Below are 223 nucleotides of genomic sequence, written 5' to 3' on the forward strand. Positions count from 1 at the left end.
TTTGACAAGGCGCGGCTGGCGGATGCCATCCTGATGCAGGCATTGATGCAATTAATGCAGCTGGATGAGTCGCTGCCGCGTTCAGAGGAGGATTACAGGGGCAGGCTTGAGAAGGCGCGTGCAGACCTGTGGGAAAAGGTTGTTCAGCTGGCTGGGTTTGTGCGCGACTGCCACCGGGATTATCACCAGGTACGCAAACAGTTGGGCGGAAAGATCCCGTTGC

General features: G+C 57.4%; 1 protein-coding gene. It reads left to right on the forward strand.

Annotation, left to right across the window (positions count from 1 at the left end):
* The coding region (locus MO867_RS23260; RefSeq protein WP_252473527.1) for a DUF3418 domain-containing protein at positions 1-223 on the forward strand (223 nt) is incomplete at both ends.

The organism is Microbulbifer okhotskensis, from assembly GCF_023895975.1.
In the GTDB taxonomy this organism is placed as follows: Bacteria; Pseudomonadota; Gammaproteobacteria; order Pseudomonadales; family Cellvibrionaceae; genus Microbulbifer; species Microbulbifer okhotskensis.